At 65.2% G+C, this 18,540-nt stretch carries 18 protein-coding genes; 5 read left to right on the top strand and 13 right to left on the bottom strand.

Going from position 1 to position 18,540, the window contains the following annotated elements; all coding sequences use genetic code 11:
• Window positions 1–173: 173 nt before the first annotated feature.
• The 4 genes from A3M7_RS0101990 to A3M7_RS0102005 form a co-directional block, all read right to left on the bottom strand.
• Window positions 174–2,333, bottom strand: coding sequence for a methyl-accepting chemotaxis protein (locus tag A3M7_RS0101990; protein ID WP_027542413.1), 2,160 nt, complete (start codon window positions 2,331–2,333; stop codon window positions 174–176).
• A gap of 164 nt (window positions 2,334–2,497) precedes the next feature.
• Window positions 2,498–3,223 carry an outer membrane protein gene (locus A3M7_RS0101995; protein ID WP_027542414.1) on the bottom strand — a complete coding sequence of 242 codons (726 nt, stop codon included), beginning with the start codon at window positions 3,221–3,223 and terminating at the stop codon, window positions 2,498–2,500.
• Between the two features lie 224 nt (window positions 3,224–3,447).
• Window positions 3,448–3,768, bottom strand: coding sequence for a hypothetical protein (locus A3M7_RS0102000; protein WP_027542415.1), 321 nt, complete (start codon window positions 3,766–3,768; stop codon window positions 3,448–3,450).
• Between the two features lie 92 nt (window positions 3,769–3,860).
• The gene (locus A3M7_RS0102005; RefSeq protein ID WP_027542416.1) at window positions 3,861–6,089 is read right to left on the bottom strand and encodes a fused MFS/spermidine synthase; all 2,229 of its coding nucleotides are present in this window, start codon (window positions 6,087–6,089) and stop codon (window positions 3,861–3,863) included.
• Between the two features lie 343 nt (window positions 6,090–6,432).
• On the opposite strand from A3M7_RS0102005, the gene A3M7_RS50360 reads away from it, so the two are divergent.
• A complete protein-coding gene (locus A3M7_RS50360) occupies window positions 6,433–6,723 on the top strand; it encodes a hypothetical protein (RefSeq protein ID WP_084301497.1) in 291 nt (96 codons plus the stop codon).
• A 152-nt stretch (window positions 6,724–6,875) separates the two neighbouring features.
• Here the strand turns inward: A3M7_RS50360 and A3M7_RS0102010 are convergent, their stop codons facing one another.
• The 7 genes from A3M7_RS0102010 to A3M7_RS0102040 form a co-directional block, all read right to left on the bottom strand.
• On the bottom strand, window positions 6,876–7,811 hold the full coding sequence (locus A3M7_RS0102010) for an AEC family transporter (protein WP_027542417.1): 936 nt from the start codon (window positions 7,809–7,811) through the stop codon (window positions 6,876–6,878).
• An 88-nt stretch (window positions 7,812–7,899) separates the two neighbouring features.
• Window positions 7,900–8,109 carry a hypothetical protein gene (locus A3M7_RS0102015; protein WP_011084026.1) on the bottom strand — a complete coding sequence of 70 codons (210 nt, stop codon included), beginning with the start codon at window positions 8,107–8,109 and terminating at the stop codon, window positions 7,900–7,902.
• Complete coding sequence (locus A3M7_RS49425; RefSeq protein WP_198033682.1) at window positions 8,106–8,282, bottom strand: hypothetical protein; 177 nt, start codon at window positions 8,280–8,282, stop codon at window positions 8,106–8,108. The genes A3M7_RS0102015 and A3M7_RS49425 overlap by 4 nt, the downstream gene beginning before the upstream one ends.
• 190 nt (window positions 8,283–8,472) lie before the next feature.
• Window positions 8,473–10,092: an ABC transporter ATP-binding protein gene (locus A3M7_RS0102025; protein ID WP_027542418.1), complete on the bottom strand. Its 1,620-nt coding sequence runs from the start codon at window positions 10,090–10,092 to the stop codon at window positions 8,473–8,475.
• 2 nt (window positions 10,093–10,094) lie between these two features.
• A complete protein-coding gene (locus tag A3M7_RS0102030) occupies window positions 10,095–10,934 on the bottom strand; it encodes an ABC transporter permease (protein WP_027542419.1) in 840 nt (279 codons plus the stop codon).
• Entirely contained in the window at window positions 10,931–11,902 is a 972-nt protein-coding gene (locus tag A3M7_RS0102035) for an ABC transporter permease (RefSeq protein WP_011084029.1), read from the bottom strand. Before A3M7_RS0102035 ends, A3M7_RS0102030 begins: the two co-directional genes overlap by 4 nt.
• 91 nt (window positions 11,903–11,993) lie before the next feature.
• Window positions 11,994–13,544 carry an ABC transporter substrate-binding protein gene (locus tag A3M7_RS0102040; protein WP_027542420.1) on the bottom strand — a complete coding sequence of 517 codons (1,551 nt, stop codon included), beginning with the start codon at window positions 13,542–13,544 and terminating at the stop codon, window positions 11,994–11,996.
• A gap of 215 nt (window positions 13,545–13,759) precedes the next feature.
• On the opposite strand from A3M7_RS0102040, the gene A3M7_RS0102045 reads away from it, so the two are divergent.
• From A3M7_RS0102045 to A3M7_RS0102055, 3 genes are all read left to right on the top strand, one after another.
• Window positions 13,760–14,398 carry a TetR/AcrR family transcriptional regulator gene (locus tag A3M7_RS0102045; protein ID WP_027542421.1) on the top strand — a complete coding sequence of 213 codons (639 nt, stop codon included), beginning with the start codon at window positions 13,760–13,762 and terminating at the stop codon, window positions 14,396–14,398.
• Between the two features lie 253 nt (window positions 14,399–14,651).
• Window positions 14,652–15,314 carry a DUF3313 domain-containing protein gene (locus tag A3M7_RS0102050; protein ID WP_027542422.1) on the top strand — a complete coding sequence of 221 codons (663 nt, stop codon included), beginning with the start codon at window positions 14,652–14,654 and terminating at the stop codon, window positions 15,312–15,314.
• Window positions 15,315–15,349: 35 nt separating this feature from the next.
• A complete protein-coding gene (locus tag A3M7_RS0102055) occupies window positions 15,350–15,919 on the top strand; it encodes a DUF2147 domain-containing protein (RefSeq protein ID WP_027542423.1) in 570 nt (189 codons plus the stop codon).
• A gap of 3 nt (window positions 15,920–15,922) precedes the next feature.
• Here the strand turns inward: A3M7_RS0102055 and A3M7_RS0102060 are convergent, their stop codons facing one another.
• On the bottom strand, window positions 15,923–16,234 hold the full coding sequence (locus A3M7_RS0102060; RefSeq protein ID WP_025575224.1) for a hypothetical protein: 312 nt from the start codon (window positions 16,232–16,234) through the stop codon (window positions 15,923–15,925).
• Between the two features lie 182 nt (window positions 16,235–16,416).
• Here A3M7_RS0102060 and irr point away from each other — a divergent pair, with 182 nt between their 5' ends.
• Window positions 16,417–16,899 (top strand): Fur family transcriptional regulator Irr, encoded by a 483-nt coding sequence (gene irr / locus A3M7_RS0102065; RefSeq protein WP_027542424.1) that lies wholly within the window; start codon window positions 16,417–16,419, stop codon window positions 16,897–16,899.
• Between the two features lie 19 nt (window positions 16,900–16,918).
• Here irr and A3M7_RS0102070 read toward each other — a convergent pair whose 3' ends face one another.
• Window positions 16,919–18,469 carry a winged helix-turn-helix domain-containing protein gene (locus A3M7_RS0102070; protein WP_027542425.1) on the bottom strand — a complete coding sequence of 517 codons (1,551 nt, stop codon included), beginning with the start codon at window positions 18,467–18,469 and terminating at the stop codon, window positions 16,919–16,921.
• Window positions 18,470–18,540: the final 71 nt, after the last annotated feature.

The raw sequence follows: 18,540 nt of genomic DNA on the forward strand, positions 1-18,540 counted from the left end.
ACCCAGCTGGCGCGCCGCGCCAGCCGAAAAAGGACGCGCGGCGGCCGTCGCATGGCCGTCATACCGTGGCTTTTTCCGTAGCCCGGATGGAGCGCAGCGTAATCCGGGGTTCGTGCCACGAGCGAGCAGGTCCCGGATTGCGCTGCGCTCCATCCGGGCTACGGGACGGCGCCTTACGCCGCCCGCATGTTGTTGAGGAACGCGTCGATCTCTCCGCGCAGCAGGTCGGCCTCGCGGCGCAGCGAGTCGGAGGCGCCCAGCACTTCGCTCGCCGCAGCGCCGGCTTCGGCAGAGGCGGTGGAGACGCCGATGATATTGCTGGAGACCTCGCTGGTGCCGCCGGCGGCATGCTGGATGTTGCGCGCGATCTCGCGGGTGGCCGCGCCCTGTTCCTCGACGGCAGCCGCGATCGTCGTGGTGACGTCGTTGATCTCGCCGATGATCCGGCCGATGCCCTGGATGGCGCCGACCGCCGAGGTCGTCACGTTCTGCATGCTGGCGATCTGGGTGCGGATCTCCTCGGTCGCCTTCGCGGTCTGGCTCGCGAGGCTCTTCACCTCGGAAGCGACCACCGCGAAACCACGGCCGGCCTCGCCCGCGCGGGCCGCCTCGATGGTGGCGTTGAGCGCGAGCAGATTGGTCTGCGAGGCGATGGTCTGGATCAAATCGACCACGACGCTGATGCGGCTCGCGCTGTCGGCGAGACTCTGCACCGTGGCGTCGGTCGCGCCGGCTTCGTCCACGGCCTTCTTGGCGATCCCGGCCGAGGTGACCACCTGGCGGCTGATTTCGGCGATCGAGGAGGACAACTGCTCGGTGCCGGCCGATACGGTCTGCACGTTGACCGAGGTCTCCTCCGCGGCGGAGGCGACTGCGTTGACCAGCGCGTTGGACTGGTCCGCGGTGTTCGACATGCTCTGCGCGGTCGATTGCATCGAATTGGCGGACTGCGCGAGATTGTCGAGCGCGGCGCGCACCGTGCTTTCGAATTCGGCGATCTTCGCCTCCATGCGTGCGGCACGCTCGGCCTTGGCGACGCGATCCTTGTCCTGCTCGCTGGCGAGCGCGCGGGCCTCGACCATGCTATCGCGGAACACGGTCAGCGTGTCGGTCATCGCGCCGATCTCGTCATTATGCTTCGCGCGCGCGATCTCGGTGTCGAGATCGCCGGCCGAGAGTGACTGCATGGCGCGCTGGAGGCCGGTGATCCGGCGCAGGATGTTGCGGCCGACATAGAGCCAGACGAACAGGGCCGAGCCGACCAGCGTCAGCGCGCCCAGCGCCAGCATTACGGTCGTCGCAAGCGAGATCTCCTGCCGCGCCTGGAAGGTCGACGCGTTGGTCTCCTTCTGCACGCCGTCGACGAGCTGCTGCACGCTGATGCCGAGGCCGACATTGAGCTTGCGGGTCTCGTCCAGGATGGTCTGGCCGTAGTCGACGGAGTCGAGCTCCTTCTCGCGCAGATTGAACACGCCGGTCTTGCCGGTGCCGAGCGCCAGCAGCTTTTCCGCCGTCTCGCGCAGCATCTTGTTGCCCTGATTGTCCGGCAACAGGTCGAGGTTGGACCGCAGGCGCCCTTGCGCCGTCTTGAATTCCTTCTGGATGTCGTCGAGCTTGTCGCTCGTGTTCGCCGACAGCGCCGCGCTCATGTCGGCGGCTGCGAGATTGCCGCTGGCGACGACGTTGCCGAGCTGGCCGACGGTCTGCGCGGCTTCGGTGGCATCTTCGGCGGACATATTGGCCGAGCCGAGAATGGCGTTGACCCGGGTCTGCGCGTCCAGCATCGCCGGGCTGGCCGCGCCGACGAACGCGCCCTGCGCGTTGCGCAGCGCGTCATACTGCTTGTCATGGAGGGCCGCGATGTCCAGCCGTTCGCGGGCGGCCTTGGCCAGGCTTTGGGCCGCCTCGTTGATGCTCTTCATCGTTTCGCTGAGTCCGGAGACGACGGCCTTGTCGCCGCCGAGCTCGATGATCTCGTTGAGCTTCTGCTGCGTCTGCTCCTGAAATTCCCTGAGCTTCTTGGTGCGCTCGTTCAGGGCGTCCTCGCTTTGAGCCGCAAGCAGGGCAGGTCCCTGTGCCGCGAGGCTCGCGCTGAGTGCCGACAATTGCAGGCTGGCGGCAAGACGCGGAATGTCCCGCCCGCTCAGTTCAGTCATGCGTCCGCCGAGATTCTGCAGCACCAGGCCGGCGCCGGCCGAGATCACGAGGCCCATGCCCGCGATCACCGCGAAGGCCGCGAACAAGCTGCCACGCACGCCCCATGTCGGCATCCTGAAACGAGGCCTCAATCGGCCAAGGAAACTGCCACGGCTCAGGCCCAGACGGATCGCCATCGAACTTCCCCCACGCTCTTGCTTCTGTTTTGTGGCGGGCAGTATCGGTCGGGCCGGTTAAAAAATCGCAATTGGTGCAATTGCTTGCGCTGGTTCCGCAGAGCGAAAAAAGAAGGGCCGGCAACATGGCCGGCCCTTCGTCAGGATAAGGTTTTGCTAACCGATCAGTAGCGCGCGACGCCAGAGTTGGCCCAGTTGAAGCGATAATTGACGCCAGCCTTGATGGTGTGGTCGTCGGTGGTGAAGTTGCCGGTGCCCGCGAGCGGGCCCGCGGTGAAGTGCGCGTCGCCGAAATTGTAGTACTGGTACTCGGCCTTGGCCGACCAGTTCGGCGCGAACATGTATTCGAGGCCGGCGCCGACGGTGTAGCCGTTGCGATGATCGCCATCGATGATGAAGCCGGTCGGGACGCCGCCGACAGTGACCTTCTCATTGTTGTCCGAATAGGCGTAGCCGCCCTTCACGTAGAGGAGGCCCGGACCCCAGGTGTAGCCGACGCGGCCGGTGATCGAGCCGAGGCCGCGCTGGTCGTTGGTGTAGGCGACGCCGCCCGGGAATACCGCACCGACGCTGCCGGAGAGCCAGGAATACTGGCCCTCGACGCCGACCACGAAGTTCGGGTTGAACTGCCAGTCCGCACCGACCTGCACGCCGCCGAGGAAACGGCCGTTGCCGTTGTTGCCGGTGGAGAGGCCGCTGAAATTGTTGTCGCTGGAGAACGCGCCGCCGACATGGGCGCCGAGATAGAATCCCGTCCAGTTGTAGATCGGCGCGGCATAGGCCGGCGCAGGCGCCTTGTAGTAGTTGCGGTTGCCGAGATCGGCGCCGACGGCCGGCGCAGCGGCGCCCACCACGAGCAGCGCAACGGTCGCAAACAGAATCTTCTTCATAGTCCAAACTCCAACACTTTAGATCCCCGGCAGGCGCGCTTTCCGCGCCGTCGTTGGTTTTGCAGATAGCTAGCTTTTGAGGAAAATGCTGTCACATCCGTGGCACAGCGTGAGCCAACCTAACTTATTGGGGTGCAATTGATTTTCGTACTTAATGGCGACTTAAGAAATGCTGAAGGAAGGCTTAACTTCGCGTCTTCCCGGTAACCTGCGTGCGGCTCCTGTTAACCAAGTCGCCGCCGCGCCTCATCGCGCATCTGTTCGCGGAACGCCGCGCGCTTTGCCGGCCGGTCTTCCTCGCGCACGTCGTGACGATCGAAGATGTCGAACTTCTCCAGGATCGGATAGCGCTCGCTCGCCATCGCGAGCACGCGCAGCACCTTCGTCGCCGACGGCGTCGGGCCGCTGACTTCCCAGCGCCGGATGGTGTCGGCGCCGCCCTTCTCCGGCAATCCGCATAGTTTTGCCATGTCGGCGGCTGTCAGTTTCCTGTCGATGGCCTCGGAGAGGTCGGTTCGGAGTTGCTTCAGTTCGGGACCGGTCATGCTGCTCGCGCCAAGTGTACGTCCAGCAGAACGCGCTAACGGTGATTCGAGTTCATCCTGTGGCGATGACAGCAACCGCGTTGTCCCTTCCATCATTCCAGGCCGAGGAAGTAGCGCCACTCGGTGCCCATGTTGTCGTCGGTGATCGGCGTCTTGCCTTCCGTTGCGGCGAGAAGCTGCGGGCATTGCTCGAACATCGGGCCGTCGTTGCGGTAATCGGTCATCAGCCGGTCGAGCACGGCCTGGTCGGCCGCATCGCCGACGGCGAATTCGGGCTTGCCGTCGATGCTGTAGGCCTCGAGCGTCCTGCGCCAGCGCGCCTGGTTCCAGTCGATCGGCGATTGCGACACCACCATGTGATTGAGGAAGTGGGCCCCATGGGCGAAGGCGGTGCAGGCGGTGCGCTGGGCGCGCCGGGAATTGGTGGTGTTGTAGAGATAGATGCCGCCGTCGTTAAGATGCCGCTTCACCAGCTCCATGAATTCCGAAGACAGAAGATTGGAGGCGTTGGCGCGGAAGTGCCAGGTGGTGTTGACGACCACGGCATCGAAATGCGCTTCGGGATGATGGCTGAGCCAGCGACGGCCGTCGTCCTCGATGATCCTGACCTTGGGGTTGTTGAGGACGGATCGGACGTCGTCCTGCGCCGCAATGACCTGGAGATAGCCGCGGTTGATCTCGACGATCGTAAGCGAGGCCACGTCCGGGTTGTTGGCGATGACCTGGGCCCAGGAGCCGGAGGCGAGCCCGATCATCAGCACGTCGCGCGGCGCGCCGTGGAACAGGCTCAGCGCATAGGGGCGGATGATGCCGTTGCGGTCATGCTTGACGTCGGTGTTGAAGGCGCCGTCATACATGCCGTTCCCGAAGACAGTGCCATTGGTGTCGACGGTGATGATGCCACTGTGGTTTTCCACGACCCTTGCGAAATCACGGCCGGCGATCGACTTGCTCTGGAGATTTTCCAAGAGCCGCTGCGCGAACAATGCATTCGCGGCGATGCCAAGAGCGAGCACGGAGGCCGCGATGACGCCGAAGCGCAGCCGCTCCTGCGGCGCCGCCGGATGTGCGAAGGCCAGCATCAAAGCGCAGAGCGTTCCGGCAACCAGCAGCAGCACGGCCATCTGCCTCAGACCAAAATAGTCGGTGAGCACGAAACCGGTCAGCACGGCGCCCGTGGCACAGCCGACGATGTTGGAGAAATAGAGCAGCGCGGTCTGCTGACCCGCGCGGGCGTCCGCGGCGATGCCGAACTGCGAGAGATAGGGCAATAGCGCGCCCCATTGCCGCGCGATCAGATAGATCGCGATCACGGCGACGATCATCATGGCGACGATGTTGGAGGCCAGTTGCGTCATCAGCGGCAGGAATGCCGCGGCGAAGCCGTTGGCCCAGACCAGGTCCATCGCCGCGCTCGCCATCGCGTTTTTCGTGGATCGGGTCTCGCAGACCTGCCCGGCACGCTGCGCGCCGACGGCAATGCCAATCAGGAAGCTGCCCAGCGTGACGGCAAAGGCGAGTGAGCTCGAACCTGAGGCAAAGGAAATGGTGCGAAACAGATAGATCTCGTAAGACAGCGAAATGAAGCCGCCGGCGGCCGCGAGCGTGGCGACGAAACCCATGCCGAGAATCGGTGTTGCGTTCCGGTGGACGGCCGCCTTCGATGACGCCGTGGCCGGCGCGCCGCCGAAGACATGCGCCGCGATGGCGCTGGCACCGACCGCGATGTTGATGCCGGCCGCGATCATGATCGCGCCGTGCATACCGAGGAAGGGGAAGATCAGCACAGCGGAGACCAGGCAGGCAGCACCAGCGCCGAGCGTGTTGACGAAATAGAGCGTGCCGACCGCGCTGCCGATCTGGCCGGAGATCCTGACGAGGTACGCGACCAGGATCGGGAGCGTCGCGCCCATCAAGAGCGTGGGCACCAGCACCAGCAGCAGGTTGATGACGGCGATCGCCGGCAGCGACATGTCGGCGGTGAGGCGACCGACCAGGTCGAAGATCGACAGCGAGACCAGGCCGAAAGCGGCGGTCGCGAGCTCGATGATCCCAAGCAGCAGCAGCGGCCTGATGCCGTCCCGCTTCGACAGCCAGCCGCCGGCGAGGCTCCCCAGGCCGAGCCCCAGCATGAAGGCGGTGACGACGATGGTCACCGATTCCGTGTTGACGCCAAAGATCCGGAACAGGCTGCGCTGCCAGGTGAGCTGGTAGATCAGCGCGGGAAAGCCGGAGAAGAAGAAGAGGATGCAGAGGACGCGGATCCGCGCGGGTGCGGCAGCTTGAGGCGGCGAGGCCGCAGACAGTTCGATTGTGGCCATATCCACTCCCCAAGTCTTGCCGCGACAACCTAGGCAGGAAAGGTAAGCAAAGATTTCTGCACGTTGCGCAATCTTTCCGAGTGCGTCCGTACGCCGTGCGATCAGCGGATAGGGTTAAGCGAACACCAACGCCGTGGTCTTCGGACCGGCGCGTCCCGATGGCCTCGGTCGCGGCCTGAGGCGCGGCATGGGCGCCATGCCGCCCGAGGTGGCAGCGATCCCGGAGCGCAGCTGCGCTCCCGCACATTTAACCGTGAAGGGCGTTGCAAGTCCGGTCGGTATGGTTACCTCCAGTACGTGAATGGCCCAGTACGAATTGACTGCACCAATGAAAGGATAGGCCATGACAACAACCAGACGCGCCATCGCCGCACTCGTTGCCGCTGGGCTGGCCCTCGCGCCCGTCGCGGTTGACGCGAAGCGGTACAAATCGAGCAGAAATTACACGCCTGTGATGGCCACTCAATCCGGGAGCGCAGGACTTTCGGCAACAACGCAACCGAGGACATACGGCAGCTCCGGACAGTCGATCGGGACCGTCACGGCGCCGTCGATCGGAACGTACAACTGGCCATCGGTCGGAGTGACCAACGCAGTCCCCACCTGGAACAACACCAACCCGCCGGTCAGGTAGGCAGCACTCCTCCTGCGCGAGCCGATGTCGGCGAGAGGATCGTTCTACCTGCCGCTCACAATGAACGAAGCCCGGACATCGTGGGAGTCGCGGTCTTGCGCGCCCGGACATAGCGATGCCCAGTATCAGGTTGCGACAACTTGACGGGCGCCTTAGCGCGTGCCTGTCGCCAGTCCAGAAAGAAGATAGAGTGCGACCAGCAGTGTCGCGACCGACAGCATCGTCGTGACCGAGACGGTGGCCGCAACCAGTTTCTCCTCGACCTTGTGCTCGTGGGCGAGAACGTACACGGTTTTCGCCGTCGGCACGGCCGCACACACGACGGCGGCGACGGTGTCAAGCGGATTGAGGCCGGTGATCACGCAAAGTCCGTAGACGATCAGCGGCATCACCACCAGCTTCACGGCCGAGAGCGCGAACGATGCCTTCAGGTTCGATCGCAAGCCTTCGACCGACAGGCCGAGCCCGATGGCAAACAGCGCGCAGGGCGTGAGCGCAGCCGCGATCATGTTGAGGTAGGCCGCAACGGGCGGCGGAATCGGCAGACCCGTGATCGCCCATGCGAGCCCAATGAGCGTCGACAGCACCATCGGATTGAGCAGGATCTGTTTCGCGAGGCCAGCGGAGTGCGCAGGCCCGTTCGCGCTCCTTTCCAGCAGGATGACCGTGATCGGAAACATCACGGCGGCCACGAACACCGTCGCCACCGCGGCGGGCAGGACGGCGGGCTGGCCGTAGATCGCGTGCAGGATCGGAAGCGCCACGAAGCCGGTGTTGGTCATGGCCGCGGCCATGCCATGGATGGTGCTGCTGGCGAGATCATGCTTTCCGCCGGCGCGGACGGCTACGAAGACGAGCGCGAAGCAGAGCAGCGAGCCGCCGCCAAACGCGAGCAGGAAGCGCCATTCCAGCAGATTGCGCGCCGGCTCCTGGGCGATCGTGACGATCAGCAGCGCCGGCATCGCCACGTTGTAGGCGAAGTGCACCAGCGCGTCGGCGAGCGTGCGCGAGAGATAGCCGAGCGCGCCGGCCAGCCAGCCGGTGACGATGATCGCGAACACGGGAAGAACGAGGCTGGCGACCTCCATCCGGCTTCCCCCTTTGCCAGGCGGCTATAGGCCATCCTAGCTCGCCGGTGCGTCGTCGTCACGGCTCAGCGGGGTCGGGGAGGTCCGATCAGGCGCCCCGGCCGCCCTGTTGCCCGATCACGCAGCGCCATCCCGCCAGGCGCTCGGCCGGATGCTGGTTCATCCATTCGGCAAGCTGCGGTGCGCCCATCATGCAGGACTGCATCGAAACGTCGGCGAAGTCCGATGTGGTGACGATCTGCTCGTGACAATTGGCGGGAGAGGAGAGGCTGCAAAGCACGGCGATGATCTTGATCACGACAGATTTTCCACGTTGCCGCCGCCGACGGCGCGCCCGATCGTGGTCGTGTCGTGCCGCTCGCCAACCGGATCATCGGGTGGGAAGATGCTGTCATAGATCGCGCGTGCCTCCTGGATGAGGCGCAATCGTTCGCGCTCGGATCTCGAGACAAATTGAATAACCTGGCCCATGTTTGGCTCCGAAGAGATTGGCAACCATCATCAGATGATGGAAATCATTCCAAACCGATGTGGGGTGCGGCCCGGCGCTTTGAAGCTGTGTAGGCGGTCACGAGGAATAAAAAGCGCGTGACAGCGCCGTTACGACAGATGCGGCTCGATTCGGTCCAATCGTCTGGGGCCGAACCGGATACCGCTCGCCTCACGCCGCCGGCGCGCGCTCCTTCCGCCCCGGCACCGCCGCGAGCAGCTCGCGCGTATAGGCGTGCTCGGGCGCGGCGAACAGCTGCGCGGTCGGCTTCAGCTCGACGATGGCGCCGCGCTGCATCACCGCGATGCGGTCGCAGATCTGGGCGGCGACGCGCAGATCGTGGGTGATGAACAGCATCGAAAGGCCAAGGCGCGTCTTGAGGTCTTCGAGCAGCCGCAGGACTTGCGCCTGCACCGAGACGTCGAGCGCGGAGACGGCTTCGTCGGCAACGATGATCTCGGGCTCGAGCGCGAGCGCGCGCGCAATGCCGATGCGCTGGCGCTGGCCGCCGGAGAATTCATGCGGATAGCGTTCGAGCGCGCCGGCATCCAGGCCCACCATCTTCAGGAGATCGCGGGCGCGCTCGAAGGCGACCTTCGGATCGATGCCGGCCGCGATCGGGCCGTCGGCGATGATGTGGCCGATCTTGCGGCGCGGATTGAGCGAGGCGAACGGATCCTGGAAGATCATCTGGATGCGATGGCGCTCAGTGCGCAGCGCCTTGCCCGAAAGCTGCGTCAGATCGATCTCGCCGATCCGCACCGTGCCGCGGTCGGCTTCGATCAGCCGCATCACGAGGCGCGCCACCGACGACTTGCCGGAGCCGGATTCGCCGACGAGGCCGAGCGTCTCGCCCTTGAGGATGTTGAAGTTGACCTCGCGCGCGGCATCGACGCGGCGGTCCTCGCGAAACCAGCCCCCTGATGTGACGTAGGTCTTGTCCAGCCCGATCACCTCGACGGCCCTGGCCTGGTCATCGAGCGGCTCGCGCGCCGGCGGATCCATCGACGGCACGGCGGCGAGCAGCGCCTTGGTGTAGTCGTGCTGCGGCTCGTCGAAGACGTTGGCGGCGGGGCCTTCCTCGACCACCTTGCCGTGCCGGAGCACCACGACCTGGTCGGCGATATCGGCGACCACGCCGAAATCATGGGTGATGAACATCACCGCCATGTTGCGGTTGCGCTGGAGGTTGCGGATCAGTTTCAGGATCTGCGCCTGCGTGGTGACGTCGAGCGCGGTGGTCGGCTCGTCCGCCACCAGCACCGCGGGCTCGAGCGCCAGCGCCATCGCGATCATGGCGCGCTGGCGCTGGCCGCCGGAGAGCTGGTGCGGATAGGCGCGGACGATGCGCTCGGGATCGGGCAAGCCGACCTCGCGTGCCAGCGCCAGCGCTCTTGCGCGCCGCTCCCTGGGCGTGAGCAGGCCGTGGGCCTCGAACATCTCCGCCATCTGGTCGCCGATCCGCATCAAGGGATTGAGCGCGGTCATCGGCTCCTGGAAGATCATTGCGAGGCGGCGGCCGCGCAGATCGCGCCAGCCGTCGTCGTCCAGCTTGAGCAGGTCGCGGCCCTCGAACAGGATCTCGCCGGAGGTGACGTTGACCGTATCCGGCAACAGCCCCATCAGCGCATGCGCGCACATCGACTTGCCGGAGCCGGATTCGCCGACGACGCAGACGATCTTGCCGGGCCGAAGGTCCAGCGAGACGCCGTCGACGGCGAAGGCACGCTCGGCGCCCTTGGGCAATGCGATCTGCAGGTTCTTGATGGAGACGGCGGGCGGCGCGGTCATCATCAGCGTCCCTCCCGCGACAGCCGCGGATTGAGCGCGTCGTTGAGGCCTTCGCCGATCAGGTTGAGGCCGAGCACCGAGATCAGGATGGCGACGCCGGGAAACACCGTGATCCACCAGGCCTGCCGGATCACGGTGCGGCCGGCGCCGACCATGTAGCCCCAGGAGATCAGGTTGGGATCGCCGAGGCCGAGGAAGGCCAGCGAGGATTCCAGCAGGATTGCGGTCGCCACCATCAGCGAGGCCAGCACGATCACCGGCGACAGCGCATTGGGCAGGATCTCGCGCAGGATGATCCAGGTGTTGCTCTGGCCGGTGACCACGGCGGCCTGGACGTATTCGCGCGTGCGCAGCGACAGCACCTCGCCGCGCACGAGGCGGGCGACCGGCGGCCAGCTCACCACCGCGATCGAGGCCACGATCGAATAGATCGAGGGCTGCAGGATCGCAACCAGCACGATCGCCAGCGCGAAGCTCGGAATGGTCTGGAAGAATTCCGTGAAACGCATCAGGGCATCGTCGACCTTGCCGCCGAAATAGCCGGCCATGGCGCCGATCGGCACGCCGACGACCAGCGCCACCAGCGTCGAGACGAGGCCGACCAGCAGCGACACGCGTGCGCCAAAGATCATGCCGGCGAACACGTCACGGCCGAGCGCGTCGGTGCCGAGCGGCACGGTCGAGAGCGTGAACGGCGGGAGGAACGGCCGCTGCACCATGCGCCAGGGCGAGTTCGGGAACAGCATCGGTCCGAACACCGCGATTCCGATCGCAAGCAACAGGATGATCAGCCCGATGACGCCGCTCGGGCTCTTCAACATCGATTTCCAGAACTGTTTCATGAGGCGAATTCGATGCGCGGATCGACCAGTCGATAGACGAGGTCGGTGATGAGGTTGAAGATCAGGACCATGGCGGAGCAGATCACGAACACGCCGAGCAGGAGGTTGTAGTCCCGCTGCAGCAGTGCGTCGTACATCAGGCGCCCGATGCCGGGCCAGGCGAACACGGTCTCGGTGATGACGGCGCCGCCGATCAGCGTGCCGGAATGCACGCCGGCGAGCGTCACGACCGGCAGCAGCGCGTTGCGCAGCACGTGGCGGCGCTGGATCACGGCGTCGGAGAGGCCCTTGGCGCGCGCGGTCTTGACGAAGTCGAGGCGCTTCACCTCCAGCATCGAGGCGCGCGTCATGCGGGTATAGGTCGCCATGAAGAACAGGCCGAGCGTCATCGCCGGCATGATCAGGTGTTTTGCAACGTCGACCGCGTGGGCAAGGCCGGTGAGATTGGCGCCGACCGTCTCGTAGCCGAAGCTCGGCAGCCAATCGAAGGTGACCGAGAACAGGAGGATACCCATCAGCGCCACCCAGAAGATCGGCATGGCGTAGAAGATCAGGGCGAACACGGTGATGCCGGTGTCGAGAAAGGTTCCGGCAAAGCGCGCCGCGAAACTGCCGAACAGGACGCCGAGCATCAGCGAGATCGCGAAGGCGGTCAGCGTCAACAGCAGGGTCGCCGGCAGCCGTTCGAGGATCAGCTTCGACACCGGCGCCTGCTGGCGGAAGGAGAAACCGAGGTCGAGGGTGACGACGCCCTTGACGTAGATGAAGAGCTGCTCGGGCAGCGGCTTATCGAGGCCGAACTTTTCCCGGAGCTGCTTGACGAAGATCTGGTCGCTGGCGCCGGCCTCGCCAGCCATCACGACCGCGGGGTCGCCGGGCGCAAGCCGGATCAGGAAGAAATTGAGGACGACGATCGCGAGCAGGACGATCACGCCCTTCACGACACGCTGAGCGACGAAGGAGAGCATCTAGGGAGTCATATCTTGTAGCGTGACCTGGAGCCGTGGTGACGGTGATCTCCCTCTCCCCGCAAGCGGGGAGAGGTGAAAAGACCAAGGCTCACTTGTCGAGCCATGCGTCCTTGAAGCCGTCATTGACGCCGATGCCGGTGGTGATCAGGTTCTTGACCTTGCAGCGCATGATGGTCGGGAATTGCAGCTCGAGCATCCAGGCTACCGGCACGTCCTCGACCAGGATCTTCTGCGCCTTCTCGTAGATTTCCTTGCGCTTGGAATCCGGGGTCGCGACGGCGCCGTCGGCGAACAGCTTGTCGATCTCCGGGTTGGAGTAGCCCTCGACATTGTTGAACACCTGGCCCTTGGCGATGTTGCTGGAGATATAATTGCGCCCGACGCCGAGGGCCGGATCGCCGTACTGGTAGAGATAGGTGAAGGCGATGTCGTAGTCCCAGTCGCCGATCTTCTGGTTGCCGCCGGCAACGTCGGTGGCGATCGTCTCGATGGTCATGCCGACGTCCTGGAGGTTCTGCTTCACGGCTTCACCCCAGCGCTGCCAGGTCTCGCCATAGGCAAGCGGCAACAGGCGGATCTTCTCGCCCTTGTAGCCGGCTTCCTTCAACAGCGCCTTGGCCTTGGCCGGATCGTACGGATATTTCGGCACGTCGGCGGTGTAGTACTTGATGGTCGAGGCGGACGGGCCGGTCGCCACCTTGCCGAGCCCGTTCCAGATCACGTCCTTGGCGAAATCGCGGTCGATCGCATACATGATCGCCTGCCGCACCCGCTTGTCCGCGAGCGGTCCCTGGCGGTTGTTCAGCCACAGCCAGGCCAGCGGCGAGAAGAACTCCCAGCCGGCGCCGGTGACGCAGGTGTCCTTCAGCTTGGTCAGCCGCGGCACGTCGAAATTCTCGACCGAGCCGCCGGGCAGCACGTCGACCTTGCCGGTCTCATACGCCACCGAGCGCGCGGCGGCGTCGGGAATGACCTGCCAGTAGACCTCGTCGAGATAGGGCTTGCCCTTCTCGTGGTAGTTCGGGTTCTTGACCATGCGGATGAACGAGCCCTTCTGCCATTCCTTGAACATGAAGGGGCCGGTGCCGACAGGTGCATTGTTGTAGGGGTTGGTCTTCCAGTCGGTGCCGTCATAGAGATGCTTCGGCACCATCGGCATCGAGCCGACCTCGAAGATGCCGAGGAACGGGCCGAACGGCTGCTTCAGCGTGAAGACCACCGTATAGTCGTCCGGCGTCTCGATCTTGTCGACCTGTGCCAGGTTGGTGCGGGCACGCGCGTGCGTCTGCTTCAGCATCTCGATCGAGAACAGCACGTCGGCGGCGGTGAAGGGCTTGCCGTCATGCCAGGTGACGCCCTTCTTGAGCTTGAAGGTGTAGGTCTTGGCGTCCTCGCTGACGGTCCAGCTCTCGGCGAGCTCCGGTTGCGGCTCGAGCTTGGGGCTGTAGCGCAGCAGGCCCTCGAAGATGTTGCCCGACACCATCTGGACCGGGCCGTTCTGGACCATCGCAAGCATCAGGCCGGGCGGCTCGGGCTGGATCACGGCATTGATCACGCCCCCCGTTTTCGGCTCTTGCGCCAGTGCCGAGGCCGTGAGGCCGCAAGCCAGGAGGACACCAAGCAACACTCGTTTTGGCATGTCGTATCTTTCTCAAGCGAGACCAGCCGCAAACGCTTCGCACGTCATGGCGCGCAAAGCTACGGCCGGCCCATCCCAGTCCCCATCCGGTATCGAGGCTCACATAGTCCCGTTCGGCGCCGCAAGATGAAAGTCTCGACAGTGTTCGCACAAAAAATGTACAGCGCGTCCTGTTTTCACTTGATTCATTGTCGTGTCACGGGGACAAGTCGGCCATGGACAATGCCACACGCTCCGAACGGTCCCGCAACGCCGCGCTCGAGGCGGCGACCAGGATCATTGCGCGGGACGGGCCCGGCCGGCTGACACTCGACGCGATTGCGCGCGAGAGCGGCCTCAGCAAGGGCGGCGTGATGCATCAGTTCCGCACCAAGGAAGCCGTGCTCAAGGCGCTGCTGGAGCGGCAGATGGAGCATTTCGAGGAATTCTCAACCCGTTATATGGCGAAGGTGAGCGAGACCTCGGCGAATCCCAACCTGGCCACGCAGCTTGCGACCGTGCGCGAAGCGGCCACGTCGCCGAATTCCGCCGCGCTGGCGCTGGTCGCGGCCATGGTCGAGAATCCCGGCCTGATGTCGCTGCCGCGCGACCGCGAGATGAAGAGGGTGGAGGCGATCAAGGCGGAGGCCGCTGATCCCGATCTCGCGCTGTTGCGCTGGGCAGCGGCGCGGGGACTCTTGTTGAGCTCGCTGTTCGGCATGTCGCCGCTTGGCAACGACGAGCACCAGCGGCTGTTCGCGCGTCTGCTCGATGACGATCAATGGCGCCCGCTCGAAAAGCCGGCCAAGGCCCGCGCCGCAAAAGCCGGCGGGGCATCCGCGGCGAAGGCTGGCGCGGCGCGCAAGCGCGCCTGATTCCTCGTTAACGAACTCCAACGGACGCTGCCCAAAACCGCGCCTGCGGCCAAATGTGCCAGGCCCTCATTTCTGCACTTTACAAACCAACTGGTCGGTTTTATAGGTGGGGACACTGAGACGGCCCAAGGCGTCTGAAATGGCCCCGGACGATGCCTTGGGCCGGCAATGGTGAGCGCCGCAGCCGCGTCTGGTCCCAAAACGCGGCTGCGGTCCCCATCGCCTTTGCTGAAAGCCGCTAAAGGAGTCTGGAATGGATCGCTCGATCGCCCTGCGCGGTCTGGGAACGCTGGTGCTTTGCGCGGCCGCAGCCGGCTGCGCCTCGGTCGCGCCCGTGCCCTATTCGGAGATGGCATCCTCGGCCTACATGGCCCCGGACAGGTCGGACGCCTCCGGCCGCGTGCCCTACCGCTATTCCACGCCGGTCGACTGGCGCGCATATAATAAAGTGATCCTCGATCCCGTCGTGCTCTACCGCGGCAAGGATCATCAGTTCGGCGACATGTCCGACAAGGACAAGGCGACGCTCGCCGCCTACATGCAGAATTCCTTCGCCGAGCGGCTGCGCGGCCGCTTCGCGCTGGTGCGCGCGCGAGGACCGAACACGCTGCGGATCAGGCTGACGCTCACCGGCGCCGTCACCAACACACCGGTGCTCGGCACGCTCTCGCGCTTCGACCTCGCCGGTGCCGTTTACAACGGCGTGCAGGCCGCGCGCGACGGCGAGGGGACGATGACCGGCTCGGTCGTCTATGGCGTCGAGATCTTCGATGCCGCCACCTCGCGCCTGCTCTCTGCCTACGTCACCAAGCAATACCCTGCTGCCTACGACATCAAGGCCAGCGTCGGCGCGCTCGCAGCCGCCACCGCCGGCCTCGACAAGGGCGCCGACGCGCTGATGGCGCAACTGAACTGACGCGGGCAACCCGCGCAAAGAGAGAGGCATCGCAGATGAACTTTTTTCTCCGCTTCGTGCTGCGCGTCGCGATCACCGTCGCGATGATGATCATCGGCGGCCGCGCCGGCGCTGCCGCGCCCACCGATCCCAGCGGCACCTGGCTGGTCGAGGACGGCCGCGCCCGTATCCGGCTCGAACGCTGCGGTCCGTCGCGCGAGCGCATCTGCGGCTTCATCGTCTGGATGAAGGAGCCGGCCGACAAGCGCGGCCAGCCCTACCGCGACAAGGAAAATCCCGATGCGGACAAGCGCGCCCGCCCGCTGCTCGGCCACCAGCTCATCATGGGCCTGCAGGCGACACCCGAGGGGCGTTTTGCCGGCGACATCTACAATGCGGAGGACGGCAAGTTCTATTCGGTCTCGCTGTGGCGCGAATCTCCCGACCGCCTCAAGCTCAAGGGCTGCCTGATCAAGTTCCTGTGCCAGACCCAGACCTGGCAGCAGACCCTCGATGTGCTGCCCTGCCAGCTCGTCGGCCTGACCGGCGATCTCAACGGCCCACGCGCCGACAAGGAATGGGCGGCCGTGCCGGCCCCGAAGCCGATGCAGGCGAAGGCGAAGTAGCCTTCAGGGCGTTCGCAGCGCCCGCCGCAATTCGTCGAGCGCGTCTGCGAGTTGCTCGCGATGTGCGATGTCGTCCTTGGGGAGGGCGGCGACGCTGCTTGCGAGCTCACGCAGGATGCCGGCGAGCAGGCCGAAATTGATGTGCAGATGCACCGATTTGCGTTCGTCGGCCGCCCCCGGATGTTGCAGCACCAGCGCGACGCCGCTGCCGTCGAGACGTGCCTCGAACCGCGATGAATGCTCGAAGGTGCCGACATAGAACTTGTCGGGATATTCGAGCGCGACCTCTGCCTTGTCGGGAACCGGCCTGGACATCTGAACCTCATCGATATCCTTGCATTCTGACCGGGAATAAACCGGGCGGCCTTGCGATAGGTCAGAGGCGTCCGCTTCCGGATTTGATCCGGATCAAAGCCAAGCCGCCGCTTCTGCGATCGAATGGCAACTGGCCGGACGCCGCGTTGCGTGCCCTGGTTCTTTCAGCCGTGAGACGATCGATGGACATGCAGGCCACGAATATCCCCGCGGGCGACGACGCCGGAACGGACGTCGTCGGACCGGAGCCGGATGAGGGCGTGCAGCGCTGTCTGCAATTGCTTGTTGATGCGGGCCTCCGGCCAACGCGCCAGCGCCTGGCGCTCGGCCGGTTGCTGTTCCTGCGCGGCCATCGCCACGTGACCGCCGAGGGGCTCTATGAGGAGGCGCTGGCAGCAAACGCGTACCTGTCGCTCGCGACCGTCTACAATACGCTGAACCAGTTCACCGAAGCCGGCCTGCTGCGCCGGATCGCCGCCGACGGCATCAAGTCGTTCTTCGATACCGACACATCCGTGCATCCGCACTTCTATTTCGAAGGCGAGGATGTGCTGGTCGACGTCGCCGATGGCCTCGCCTTCACCAGGATCCCCGAGGCGCTTCCCGGCCACGAGATCGCACGGCTCGACGTCATCGTCCATCTGCGCCGGAAGAGCGTGGTGTAAAGCCGGGCCTGACGATTTCCTACTGCAACCCCGCCCGCCGGAATCCCTCCAGATAGTGCTCGCGATCGGCGTCGCTGGCCCATGGCAGTTGCGTCGCGATCCAGTGCAGCGAGATGCCCGGCTGGGTGCGGCGGAGCTCGCCCAGCGCCGTCTCCGCAAGCACCCCGTCGCCGCTCATTCCGGCGGACACGGCGAGCACGCGATAGGCGCCGGTGAGGTCGCCGCGATGGCGGATCGCCTCGCGCGCCAGTGCGATGGCCTCGTCATAGCGCCGCTCGGTGAAGCGCGCATAGCCGGCGATACCGTGATAGATCGCCAGCGACGGGTCGCGCGGTGAGAGCCGGATCGCCCTCTGCGCCGCCTCGAACGACTCCCTCGACCGCCCGGCATAGGACAGCGCCAGCGCGTAATAGCCCTGCGCCATCGAGAAGTTCGGATTGAGCGCGAGCGCCTGCTCGAACTCGGACAGTGCGTCCGTAAGCCTGCGCGTCGAGAAGTAGACGCTGCCGAGCCCGGCATGCGCCCAGGCGTCCTCATGATCGCAGCGTACCGCGGCCAGCGCGGCGGCTTCCGCTATCGGCGCCACCCTCGCCAGCTCGGCCCAGCCGAGATGCGCGCCGAACATGTGGTTCGCTGCGAGCAACGACAGCGCCTGGCCGTAATTCGGATCGATCCCGATCGCGCGCTCGAGCAGCGCCTGTGCGGCCTCGTGATCCTGCCGCGTCACGCGCCAGTAATGCGACAGCGCGCGCATCAACAGATCCCAGGCGTCGAGGCTCGCGGGCGGCTTGCGACGGCTGCGAAAATCCTCCGCCGCGTGGATCCGCGGCTCGATCGCGGCGACGATCGCGTTGGTGATCTCGTCCTGCACAGCGAAGACGTCGACGAGCTCGCGGTCGTAGCGCTCCGCCCAGAGATGGCTGCCCGACGTCGCGTCGTTGAGCTGTGCGGTGATGCGCACCCGGTTGTTCGCCTTGCGCACGCTGCCTTCGACGATGTAGCGGACGCCGAGTTCCTCGGCGATCTGCCTGATGTGGACCGCGCGTCCCTTGTAGGTGAAGGACGAGTTGCGGGCGATCACCATGAACCAGCGCTGCTTCGACAGCGCGGTGAGGATGTCCTCGCTGATCCCGTCGCCGAAATAGTCCTGTGCGGGATCGCCGCTCATGTTCTCGAAGGCGAGCACCGCGATCGCCGGGCGGTCCGCCGCGGTGCGCGGCCGGGCAGGGACGGGCTCGGCGGGAGCAGGCGCCGCTGCCAACTCTTCCCGGACCTCGCCGATGAAACGAAAGCCCTTGCGCGGGATCGTCTTGATCAGCCGTTGTGCGGCGCCGTCGTCGCCGAGCGCCTTGCGCGCGGCGTTGATCCGGCTGTTCAGGGCGGAATCCGAGACGATGCGGTCGCTCCAGATCTGGCTGATCAGGTCATCCTTGCTGACCACTCGCGCCCGTTGCGCGACGAGGTAAAGCAGCAGATCGAACACCTGGGGCTGCAACGGCACGGCCACCCCGGCGCAGGTCAGTTCGCGCAGGTCGCCGTCGAGCACGTTGTTTTCAAAGCAAAATCGCACGTTTCTGTCGTCTCAAGCAAAAATCAAAGTCGTCTCAGGCGAAAATCAACCGTCCGCGAAAGTCTTGGGCA

The sequence above is a fragment of the Bradyrhizobium sp. WSM2254 genome (assembly GCF_000472645.1).
In the GTDB taxonomy this organism is placed as follows: domain Bacteria; phylum Pseudomonadota; class Alphaproteobacteria; order Rhizobiales; family Xanthobacteraceae; genus Bradyrhizobium; species Bradyrhizobium niftali.

Bases quoted from the DNA above. Each gene is read 5' to 3' on its own strand.
- A3M7_RS0101990 (WP_027542413.1), bottom strand. From the start codon at position 2,333: ATGGCGATCCGTCTGGGCCTGAGCCGTGGCAGTTTCCTTGGCCGATTG.
- A3M7_RS0101995 (WP_027542414.1), bottom strand. From the start codon at position 3,223: ATGAAGAAGATTCTGTTTGCGACCGTTGCGCTGCTCGTGGTGGGCGCC.
- A3M7_RS0102000 (WP_027542415.1), bottom strand. From the start codon at position 3,768: ATGACCGGTCCCGAACTGAAGCAACTCCGAACCGACCTCTCCGAGGCC.
- A3M7_RS0102005 (WP_027542416.1), bottom strand. From the start codon at position 6,089: ATGGCCACAATCGAACTGTCTGCGGCCTCGCCGCCTCAAGCTGCCGCA.
- A3M7_RS50360 (WP_084301497.1), top strand. From the start codon at position 6,433: ATGACAACAACCAGACGCGCCATCGCCGCACTCGTTGCCGCTGGGCTG.
- A3M7_RS0102010 (WP_027542417.1), bottom strand. From the start codon at position 7,811: ATGGAGGTCGCCAGCCTCGTTCTTCCCGTGTTCGCGATCATCGTCACC.
- A3M7_RS49425 (WP_198033682.1), bottom strand. From the start codon at position 8,282: ATGGGCCAGGTTATTCAATTTGTCTCGAGATCCGAGCGCGAACGATTG.
- A3M7_RS0102025 (WP_027542418.1), bottom strand. From the start codon at position 10,092: ATGACCGCGCCGCCCGCCGTCTCCATCAAGAACCTGCAGATCGCATTG.
- A3M7_RS0102030 (WP_027542419.1), bottom strand. From the start codon at position 10,934: ATGAAACAGTTCTGGAAATCGATGTTGAAGAGCCCGAGCGGCGTCATC.
- A3M7_RS0102035 (WP_011084029.1), bottom strand. From the start codon at position 11,902: ATGCTCTCCTTCGTCGCTCAGCGTGTCGTGAAGGGCGTGATCGTCCTG.
- A3M7_RS0102040 (WP_027542420.1), bottom strand. From the start codon at position 13,544: ATGCCAAAACGAGTGTTGCTTGGTGTCCTCCTGGCTTGCGGCCTCACG.
- A3M7_RS0102045 (WP_027542421.1), top strand. From the start codon at position 13,760: ATGGACAATGCCACACGCTCCGAACGGTCCCGCAACGCCGCGCTCGAG.
- A3M7_RS0102050 (WP_027542422.1), top strand. From the start codon at position 14,652: ATGGATCGCTCGATCGCCCTGCGCGGTCTGGGAACGCTGGTGCTTTGC.
- A3M7_RS0102055 (WP_027542423.1), top strand. From the start codon at position 15,350: ATGAACTTTTTTCTCCGCTTCGTGCTGCGCGTCGCGATCACCGTCGCG.
- A3M7_RS0102060 (WP_025575224.1), bottom strand. From the start codon at position 16,234: ATGTCCAGGCCGGTTCCCGACAAGGCAGAGGTCGCGCTCGAATATCCC.
- irr (WP_027542424.1), top strand. From the start codon at position 16,417: ATGGACATGCAGGCCACGAATATCCCCGCGGGCGACGACGCCGGAACG.